Here is a 10228-nt window from a genome sequence, read left to right as displayed (position 1 = left end):
CCACCACGACTCCCCCGGCCGCCGCCGGGATCGCCACGCCCCGCTTCGGTCTCGCCGGACTGGGCACCGCCTGGGGCGAGGCGTCGGCTGCGGCCCGCGCGGCCCTGGCCGAGCCCCGCCTGGGCCCGGTCGCCCGCTGGTCGTCGATCGGCCCCTACCGACTCCTGACCGCGCTGCCCCGGCGGGCCGCCCCCGACCCCGCCGTCGGCCCGCTGCTCCTCCCCGTGCACCGGGAACTCGCCCGTACCGCCGAGACCTACCTCGACCACGCGGGCCAGGCCGGCCGCACGGCCGCCGAGCTGGGCATCCACCGCCAGACCCTGTACTACCGCCTGTCCCGCATCGAACGGATCACGGGCCTGGACCTGGACGACGGCGAGGACCGGCTGCTGCTGCACATGACCCTGAAGGCGCACCGGCTGTGATCGGCCAAAGGACCGTCAGCGCCGGCCGACGGCCTCGATCACCCGGCGGAACCTTGCGGTGAGCCGGTCGGCGGCGAGTGCGTTCTGCCGGCCGAACGACCATCGACCGGCCCGGCACCCCGCTGTCGATGGCCGCGGTGCTCCCGGCCGTCTACGGCCTGAAAAACGCGTCCCGGGGCTGGAACGTCCAGTACGGCGTGTCGGTCACCGTGGGCCTGCTCTTCGCGGCCCTGTTCGTCCACCGCGGGCGGACCGTCGCCTCGCCGATGATCCCGCCGGCCCTGTTCCGGGGATACGGCTTCGGCCCGGCCCCGGCCTCCACCCGGTCATCATGTTCGGGCTCTCCTGGTCTGCGAGGGCGTCAACCACCGGCCGTCGCGGAGCGGCTTCCGGAGCGGGTGGGCAACGCCCTGGCGACGGCGGCCCGGAAGGCGTTCACCAGCGGAATGCACGCGACGGCGTTCGCCGGGGCGATGGTGCCGGCGGGCGCCGCGGTACTGGCGCCGGTGACGCTGCGGCAGAAACAGGTGCGGGAGCGGAAGGCGGCGCGGGAGCGGAAGGCGGCGCGGGAGCGGAAGGCGGCGCGGGAGCGGAAGGCGGCGCGGGAGCGGAAGGCGGCGCGGGCCTGACGAGGACCGCCCCGAGGGACGGCAGGCCGTCTTTGCCGGCGCCCGCGTGAAAAGGCGCCGGGGGACCGAACGGTCTCGGTCCCCCGGCGCCTTCGAACAGCTGGGCCGGATGTGTCAGACCAGTTCCACCGAGCGGGCCGACGTGGCGCCGATCTCCGCCGCGACCTCGGCCAGCACCGAGGGGGGAACCGTGTCGTCGACCGTCAGGACGGCGAGGGCCTCGCCGCCGGCCGCGGCGCGCGCGACCTGCATGCCGGCGATGTTGATACCCGCCTCGCCGAAGACCCGGCCCACGGTGCCGACGACACCCGGACGGTCCTCGTAGCGCAGTACGGCCATGTGGTCCGCGAGCGCGAGGTCCACGTCGTAGTCGCCGACCGCGACGATCTTCTGGACGTTCTTGTGACCGGCCAGCGTGCCGGAGACCGCGATCTCCTCGCCGTCGGCCAGGGTGCCGCGCACCGTGACGACGTTGCGGTGGTCGGCGGACTCGGAGCTGGTGGTCAGCCGGACCTCGACACCCCGCTCCTGCGCGAACAGCGGCGCGTTCACGTAGGACACCGTCTCGTCGACGACGTCCTCGAAGACGCCCTTGAGCGCGGAGAGCTCCAGCACCTTCACGTCGTGCTGGGTGATCTCGCCGTACACCTCGACATCGAGGCGGACCGCCACCTCGCCGGCCAGCGCGGTGAAGATCCGGCCGAGGCGCTCGGCGAGCGGCAGGCCCGGCTTGACGTCCTCGGCGATGACCCCGCCCTGCACGTTCACCGCGTCCGGGACCAGCTCGCCGGCGAGCGCGAGGCGCACCGAGCGGGCGACGGCGATGCCGGCCTTCTCCTGGGCCTCGTCGGTGGACGCGCCGAGGTGCGGGGTGCAGACGACCTGGTCGAACTCGAAGAGCGGGGAGTCCGTGCAGGGCTCCTTCGCGTACACGTCCAGGCCGGCGCCGGCGACGCGGCCCTCCTTGAGCGCCGCGTACAGCGCCTGCTCGTCGACGATGCCGCCGCGCGCGGCGTTGATGACGCGCACGCTCGGCTTGACCTTGCGCAGCGCCTCGTCGCCGATCAGGCCGAGCGTCTCGGGGGTCTTGGGCAGATGGACGGTGATGAAGTCGGAGACCTCGAGCAGCTCGTCCAGCGACAGCACCTTGACGCCCATCTGCGCCGCCCGCGCGGGCTGCACGTAGGGGTCGTAGGAGACGACCTTCATGCCGAAGGCGGACATGCGCTGCGCGACGAGGGCACCGATCCGCCCCAGACCCACGACTCCGAGGGTCTTCTCGGCGAGTTCGACGCCCGTGTACTTGCTGCGCTTCCACTCGTGGTTCTTCAGCGCGGCGTTGGCCTGCGGAATGTTGCGCGCGGTGGCGATGATCAGCCCGCACGCGAGTTCCGCGGCGGTCACGATGTTCGAGGTGGGCGCGTTGACCACCATCACGCCGGCCTTGGTGGCGGCGGAGACGTCGACGTTGTCCAGGCCGACCCCGGCCCGTGCGACGACCTTGAGCTTCTTCGCGACGGCGATGGCCTCGGCGTCGACCTTGGTGGCCGAGCGGACCAGGATCGCGTCCACGTCGGCGAGGGCGGGCAGCAGTTCCGCCCGGTCCGCGCCGTTGCAGTGGCGGATCTCGAAGTCCGGGCCGAGCGCGTCCACGGTCGCGGGCGACAGCTCTTCGGCGATGAGTACGACAGGTTTCGAGCTCACGTGAGTCCTCACATGTCCTGGGGGCACCTCCCGTGCGCGAAGCGCTACGGGGAGGACGGCCGTCCCGACGGCCGCATGCGGTGGAGGGGAGCGGCGCCGGGGTATGCCTGCAATTCCTCGGTGTCACTTGGTCGCGTGGAAGACGCACGACGCTGTGGGCCTGACGCGTATGGTGCAGCAGTCTAGTGGCGCCGGGGTGTCGTCCTGCGTCACTGCGGAAGGATCATCCGGAAGTGGCCGGACCGGCCGGCCAACGAAGGATCCAGCCCCTGTGGCGATGGTGGAGCAGCGGTGGAGCGAGGTCGGGTGCGGGCCCCAGGTCCTGTCCGACGGGCCCTTCCGACGGACTCCGCGACGGTGCCGGCCTCAGCGCACGGCACCGTCCCGGAGCGCCCGGCTCACGCCTCTTCGTCGACCCAGCTCATGAGCTTGCGCAGCTCCTTGCCGGTGGTCTCCAGCAGGTGCTCGCTGTCCTGCTTCTTGTACTCGTTGTACTTCTTCAGGCCGCCGTGGTACTCGTCCATCCACTGCTGGGCGAAGGTGCCGTCCTGGATCTCGGCGAGGACCTTCTTCATCTCGGCCTTGGTGGCGTCGGTGATGATCCGCGGGCCGGTGACGTAGTCGCCCCACTCGGCGGTCTCGGAGATCGACCAGCGCATCTTCTCCAGGCCGCCCTCGTACATGAGGTCGACGATCAGCTTCAGCTCGTGCAGGCACTCGAAGTAGGCGATCTCCGGCTGGTAGCCCGCCTCGGTCAGCGTCTCGAAGCCCGCCTTGACCAGCGCCGCGGTGCCACCGCAGAGGACGGCCTGCTCACCGAACAGGTCGGTCTCGGTCTCCTCGGTGAAGGTCGTCTTGATGACGCCCGCGCGGGTGCCGCCGATGCCCTTGGAGTACGACAGGGCGAGCGAGAAGGCGCTGCCGCTCGCGTCCTGCTCGACGGCCACGATGCAGGGAACGCCGCGGCCCTCCTCGTACTGGCGGCGCACCAGGTGGCCGGGGCCCTTCGGCGCGACCATGCAGACGTCCACGCCGGCCGGGGGCTTGATGAAGCCGAAGCGGATGTTGAAGCCGTGGCCGAAGAACAGGGCGTCGCCGTCCTTCAGGTTCGGGGCGATGTGCTCCTCGTAGACCTGGGCCTGGATCGGGTCCGGGACCAGGATCATGATGACGTCGGCCTCGGCGGTGGCCTCGGACGGGCTCACCACGCGCAGGCCCTGCTCCTCGGCCTTGGCCTTGGACTTCGATCCCTCGTGCAGACCGACGCGCACATCGACGCCGGAGTCGCGCAGCGACAGGGCGTGGGCGTGGCCCTGGCTGCCGTAACCGATGACCGCGACCTTGCGGCCCTGGATGATGGACAGGTCGGCGTCGGCGTCGTAGAACAGCTCGGCCACTTTGGGTTCTCTCCTTGTGTGCAGGTGTTGCGTCCCACCGTATGACGGTGAGGGGAGGGGAAGTTTCGGAGTCTCGGAATACGGGCGGCCGGTGTGTCGCGGCCGCCCGCTTCCTGTCTTACGCCGACCGGTCGAGCGCGCGCAGCGATCGGTCGGTGATCGAACGGGCACCACGTCCGATCGCAATCGTGCCGGACTGGACCAGTTCCTTGATGCCGAACGGTTCCAGCATCTTCAGCATGGCGGACAGCTTGTCGCTGCTGCCGGTGGCCTCGATGGTCACGGCCTCCGGGGAGACGTCCACGGTCTTGGCGCGGAACAGCTGGACGATCTCGACGATCTGGGAACGCGTCTCGTTGTCGGCGCGCACCTTCACCAGAACGAGTTCGCGCTGAACGGCCTGCCCGGGTTCGAGCTCGACGATCTTCAGCACGTTGACGAGCTTGTTGAGCTGCTTGGTCACCTGCTCCAGCGGGAACTCCTCGACGCTCACCACGATGGTGATGCGGGAGATGTCGGGGTGCTCGGTGACGCCGACGGCGAGCGAGTCGATGTTGAAGCCACGGCGGGAGAACAGCGCGGCGATCCGGGCCAGGATGCCGGGGGTGTTCTCCACCAGGACGGAGAGCGTGTGCTTGGACATGTCGTGTTTCCTCTTCGCTCTTCCTGGCTCAGTCGTCTTCGTTGTCGCCGAAGTCGGGGCGGACGTCGCGGGCGGCCATGATCTCGTCGTTGGAGGTGCCGGCGGCGACCATCGGCCACACCATGGCGTCCTGGTGGACGACGAAGTCCACGACGACCGGGCGGTCGTTGATGGAGTTCGCCTCCTCGATGACCTTGTCGAGGTCCGCCGGGTCCTCGCAGCGGATCGCGTAGCAGCCCATGGCCTCCGCCAGCTTGACGAAGTCGGGGACGCGGGTGCCGGCGCTCTTCTGCGTGCCCGGTCCCACGGCGGAGCCGCCGTTCAGGTCGGTGGGGGCGCCGTTCGGCTCGACGGGGCCGGAGCCCAGCACGGTGTTGGAGTACCGCTGGTTGTAGAACAGGGTCTGCCACTGGCGGACCATCCCGAGGGCGCCGTTGTTGATGATGGCGACCTTGATCGGGATGTTGTTCAGGGCGCAGGTGGTGAGTTCCTGGTTGGTCATCTGGAAGCAGCCGTCGCCGTCGATCGCCCAGACGGTCCGGCCGGGCTGTCCTGCCTTGGCGCCCATGGCCGCCGGGACGGCGTAGCCCATGGTTCCGGCGCCGCCGGAGTTCAGCCAGGTGGCGGGCTTCTCGTACTGGACGAAGTGCGCGGCCCACATCTGGTGCTGACCGACGCCGGCGGCGAAGATCGTGTCCTCGGGCGCCAGCTGTCCGATGCGCTCGATGACCTGCTGCGGGGAGAGCGAACCGTCCTCGGGCTGGTCGTAGCCCAGGGGGTAGGTGTCGCGCCAGCGGCTCAGGTCCTTCCACCAGGCGGTGTAGTCGCCCTGGTGGCCCTCGCTGTGCTCCTTCTGGACGGCCAGGACGAGGTCGGCGAGGACCTCGCGGGCGTCGCCGACGATCGGCACGTCGGCGGCCCGGTTCTTGCCGATCTCGGCCGGGTCGATGTCGGCGTGGACGATCTTCGCGTAGGGGGCGAAGCTGTCCAGCTTGCCGGTGACACGGTCGTCGAAGCGGGCTCCGAGGGCGACGATCAGGTCGGCCTTCTGCAGCGCGGTGACGGCGGTGACCGCACCGTGCATGCCCGGCATTCCCACGTGCAGCGGGTGGCTGTCGGGGAATGCGCCGAGCGCCATCAGGGTGGTGGTGACGGGCGCTCCGGTGAGTTCCGCGAGGACCTTCAGTTCGGCGGTGGCGCCGGCCTTGAGGACCCCGCCGCCGACGTAGAGGACCGGCCGCTTCGCGGAGGTGATGAGCTTGGCGGCCTCGCGGATCTGCTTGGCGTGCGGCTTGGTGACGGGCCGGTAGCCGGGCAGGTCCATGGTGGGCGGCCAGGAGAAGGTGGTCCTCGCCTGGAGGGCGTCCTTGGCGATGTCCACGAGCACCGGGCCGGGGCGGCCGGTGGCGGCGATGTGGAAGGCCTGCGCGATCACCCGCGGGATGTCCTCGGCCTTGGTGACCAGGAAGTTGTGCTTGGTGATCGGCATGGTGATGCCGACGATGTCCGCTTCCTGGAAGGCGTCCGTGCCGATCGCCTTGGAGGCGACCTGCCCGGTGATCGCGACCAGCGGCACGGAGTCCATGTGCGCGTCGGCGATCGGGGTGACCAGGTTGGTGGCGCCGGGGCCCGAGGTCGCCATGCAGACGCCGACCTTGCCGGTGGCCTGCGCGTATCCGGTGGCCGCGTGGCCCGCACCCTGCTCGTGCCGCACCAGGACGTGGCGCACCCGGGTGGAGTCCATCAGCGGGTCGTAGGCGGGAAGGATCGCACCGCCGGGAATGCCGAATACCGTGTCGGCGCCGACCTCCTCGAGAGAGCGGATGAGGGACTGCGCGCCCGTGACGCTCTCGGGGGCGGACTGCTGTCCTCCGGATCGGGGCCGCGGCTGCGGGTGGGCCCCGGTGGCCTGCTCGGTCATCGGCTTCTCTTCTCGATGCTGAGGGTTTTTGCGAGGTTCGCGCGGTGTGCGTGGACGGTGCGACAGGTGTTGGTGCAACAAAAAACCCCTCGTGCCATGAGGCAAGCGAGGGGAGCGCGTCGGGCGGGGGCGCTGAGCGGACCATGCTCAACGTCAGCCGACGCGCTGTCCAAGTACGAGAATTCGAGTGCGCATGGCATTGACCCTCTCCCCGGCGCGCACCGACTGTCAAGTGGGTGGGACGGGAGTCTCATCATGTGAGCGCAGGACCGCGCCGCTTCGAAGCATCGAGGCCACCCCCGGCGCGTACCCACCGGCACCGCCGGAACCACCTGAACCGGCGCCCGCGTACACGGGTTCGACCGGTCCGTGCGGCACCGGACAGCGGCCGGTGCCGAGCGCCCTGCGCAGCCGGTACTCGTCCAGCGGCCCGGAGAAGGCCATGCCCTGCCCGTGCGTGCACCCCATCGCGCGCAGGGCGACGACCTGCTCGGGCAGGTCCACCCCGTCGGCCACGGACTGCATGCCCAGGTCGCCGGCGATCCGCAGCAGCCCACTGGTGATCTTGTACAGCCGAGCGGACTCGACCACGCCCTCCACCAGGCTGCGGTCGAGTTTCAGTACGTCGGCGGGGAGCCGCCGAAGGGCGGTGATCGCCGCGTAGCCGCTGCCGAAGCCGTCCAGCGCGATCCGGACGCCGACCCGCTTGAGCGCGGTCAGCCGGCGCTCCAGCTCGTCCAGGCAGACCCGCGAGTCGGTCTCGGCCACCTCGACGACCAGCGAGCCGGAGGGCAGTCCGTACCGGGTGAGCAGTGCCTCGATCGAGCCGAGCGGCAGCGACCGGTCCAGCAGCCGGCGCGCGCCGATCCGGACCGCCACGGGCACGGACACCCCCGTCGCCTGCCGTTCGGCGGCCTGTTCGACGGCCTCCTCAAGGAGCCAGCGGCCCAGCTCAGCCGTCTTCTCGCTGTCCTCGGCGACACGCAGGAACTCCGCGGGGGTGAAGAGCACGCCCTGCGAGGAACGCCAGCGCGCCTGGGCGCAGACCGAGGTGATCCTGCCGTCCTGGAGGGACACCACCGGCTGGTGCAGCAGCGCGAACTCGCCGTCGTGCAGTGCGGCACGCAGCCGGGTGGCCAGCTCCGCCCTGCGGGCGACATCCTGCTGCATCTGCGGCCGGTACAGCTCCACCCTGCCCTTGCCGCCGGCCTTGGCCCGGTACATGGCGAGGTCCGCGTTGCGCAGCAACTCGCCCGCGCCGAGGGCCGGTTCGGCGAAGGCGACACCGATAGAAGCGTTGACCCGGACATCGTTGCCGTCGATGAGGTAGGGCTGGGAGAGGGTCACCCTGAGGCGGTCGGCGAGCTCCAGGATGTGCCGCTCGCGGGCCTCCCGGTCACGGGCGCCGTCGCCCACGATCAGGGCGGCGAACTCGTCGCCGCCCAGCCGGGAGGCGGTGTCGCCCTTGCGGACCGCGTCCCGCAGTCTGCGGGCGGCGTGGATCAGCAGTTCGTCGCCGGCCTGGTGGCCGATGGTGTCGTTGACGGCCTTGAAGCCGTCGAGGTCGATGAAGAGCACGGCCGTGCCCCTGAGGGCGGCGCCCCGGTCGGAGGCCCGGCGGCCGGACAGGGCCTGCTGGACGCGCCGGGTGAACAGGGCGCGGTTGGGCAGGTCGGTGAGCGGGTCGTGCTCGGCGTTGTGCTGGAGCTGCGCCTGGAGCCGCACGCGCTCGGTGACGTCCCGGCTGTTGAAGATGAGGCCGCCGTGGTGCCGGTTGACGGTCGATTCCACGTTCAGCCAGCCTCCCCCGCTCTCGGCTTCGCTCGAGCGGGAGGTGCCCCCACCGCCGGAGCGGAACCGGCACTCGATGCGCGTGGTGGGCTCCTCGGCCGGGTTGGCGGCGAGGAACCGGCGCACCTCGTGCACGACGCAGCCCAGGTCCTCGGGGTGGATGAGTTGCGCCAGTTCCGTCCCCACCAGGTCCTCCGCGGGGCGGCCGTACACCCCGGCGGCGGCCGGGGAGACGTAGCGGAGGATGCCGCTCGGCGCGGCGATCATGATGACATCGCTCGAGCCCTGCACCAGGGAGCGGAAGTGGTTCTCCTTGTGGGCCAGTTCCTGGGTGAGGGTGATGTTGTCGAGCAGCATGATGCCCTGGCGCACGACGAGCGTGAGCACCACGGTGCCGCCGGTGAGCAGGACCACGCGGTCGACGCTGCGGCCGTTGAGGACGGTGTAGAGGATTCCCAGGGTGCACACCGCCGCGGCGAGGTACGGCGCGAGCGCGCCGAGGGAGCCGGCGATGGGCCGGGAGACCGGATACCGGCCGCGCTCGGGGCCGGGCGCGGCCGGATGCCGGAGGTTCGGGTGGTGGAGGTACGGGGGGCGGGCCGGGGGGTGGAGCGGATGGTGGGTCGAGGTGCGGCCCGGACGGGGGTTCGTGTGAGGGTTCGCGTGGTGGGCCGGGTGGCCGTTCGTCGAGGGGTCCGGTTCGCCGCACTGTCCGGGCAGGTGCTCGCGCACCACGCGCGTGTGCCCCTCGTCCCCGGGCCGGCCACCCCGGGGCCGGGTCCAGGGCGCGTACGCCAGGAGCAGTGAGCCGGCGAACCAGCCCGCGTCGAGCAGTTGTCCCGATCGGTAGGTGTCGTGCAGCAGCGGGGAGGTGAACAGGGCGTCGCACATCACGGTGAGCGCGAGCGCGCCGATCGCGGTGTTGACCGCTGAGCGGGTGACCGCCGACCGCCGGAAGTGCAGGGCGAGCACCATGCTGACCAGGGCGATGTCGAGCAGCGGATACGCCAGGGACAGCGCGGTGTGCGCCACGTCCTCGCTCTCGGCCTGCGCGGTCTGGGCGAGCGCGAGGCTCCAGGCGAGCGTGAGCAGGGAGCCGCCGATCAGCCAGGCGTCCAGGCCCAGGCAGACCCAGCCGGCCTTGGTCACGGGCCGTTTGGCGAGCACCAGCAGTCCCACGATGGCGGGCGGCGCGAAGCACAGGAAGAACAGGTCGGCGTAGCTGGGGCTGGGCACGGGGAACCCGAGGACGACCTCGTACCACCCCCAGACCAGATTGCCCAGGGACGCCATGGTGGAGGAGATGCCGAACAGCAGCCAGGCGGGCCGGAAACGGATGCGACGGCCGCGCGCGTACAGGAAGCAGGACACGGCGGCCGCGGCCGCCGCGGCGCTCAGGCCGAAGTCACCCATGATCAGCGCGAGGTGGTCCGATCCCCAGCCGAAGGCGGCGCCGATCGCGTAGGCCGCGCAGACGACGGCGAGGACGAGCTGCGGCACCAGCCCCGGTCGGCGCTCCACGGCCGACGGGCGGGGCAGCAGCGCTTCCGGGGCGGGGTGTGCCCGCACCGCTCCCTCGAGCGTGGCCGTGGGGGCCGGCGCGCTCACCGGTCCCTCCCGGTACGCGCCGATCCGGCCAGGTGGGTCAGGTGGGCCGGCCTCCCGCGGGTGTGGTGACCGCTGTGGTGACCCCGGCTGCGCGCGGCCGTGTGCCAGGG

6 protein-coding genes and 1 pseudogene are annotated in these 10228 nt (G+C 71.2%); 2 read left to right on the top strand and 5 right to left on the bottom strand.

Features of this window, described 5'->3' with window-relative positions; translation table 11 throughout:
- Positions 1–425 (top strand): PucR family transcriptional regulator (locus tag ACFPZI_RS10195; RefSeq protein WP_381361152.1); only part of this gene is annotated, 425 nt, incomplete at its 5' end.
- An 83-nt stretch (positions 426–508) separates the two neighbouring features.
- Positions 509–775 (top strand): annotated as a pseudogene (locus ACFPZI_RS10190) (MFS transporter); the annotation flags it as partial.
- Positions 776–1168: 393 nt separating this feature from the next.
- Here the strand turns inward: ACFPZI_RS10190 and serA are convergent.
- The 5 genes from serA to ACFPZI_RS10165 all read right to left on the bottom strand — a co-directional run bounded on the left by serA (position 1169) and on the right by ACFPZI_RS10165 (position 10118).
- A complete protein-coding gene (gene serA / locus ACFPZI_RS10185; RefSeq protein WP_381361150.1) occupies positions 1169–2758 on the bottom strand; it encodes a phosphoglycerate dehydrogenase in 1590 nt (529 codons plus the stop codon).
- Between the two features lie 398 nt (positions 2759–3156).
- On the bottom strand, positions 3157–4155 hold the full coding sequence (gene ilvC / locus ACFPZI_RS10180) for a ketol-acid reductoisomerase (RefSeq protein WP_381361147.1): 999 nt from the start codon (positions 4153–4155) through the stop codon (positions 3157–3159).
- 118 nt (positions 4156–4273) lie between these two features.
- Positions 4274–4798 (bottom strand): acetolactate synthase small subunit, encoded by a 525-nt coding sequence (gene ilvN / locus ACFPZI_RS10175; RefSeq protein WP_030216544.1) that lies wholly within the window; start codon positions 4796–4798, stop codon positions 4274–4276.
- Between the two features lie 28 nt (positions 4799–4826).
- Entirely contained in the window at positions 4827–6719 is a 1893-nt protein-coding gene (locus ACFPZI_RS10170) for an acetolactate synthase large subunit (protein WP_381361145.1), read from the bottom strand.
- A gap of 228 nt (positions 6720–6947) precedes the next feature.
- Positions 6948–10118, bottom strand: coding sequence for an EAL domain-containing protein (locus tag ACFPZI_RS10165; protein ID WP_381361142.1), 3171 nt, complete (start codon positions 10116–10118; stop codon positions 6948–6950).
- Positions 10119–10228: the final 110 nt, after the last annotated feature.

This window comes from Streptomyces chlorus (assembly GCF_042655885.1).
In the GTDB taxonomy this organism is placed as follows: domain Bacteria; phylum Actinomycetota; class Actinomycetes; order Streptomycetales; family Streptomycetaceae; genus Streptomyces; species Streptomyces chlorus.
The sequence above is the reverse complement of the archived record's forward strand: the minus strand, read 5'-3'. Positions and strand labels throughout refer to the sequence as shown.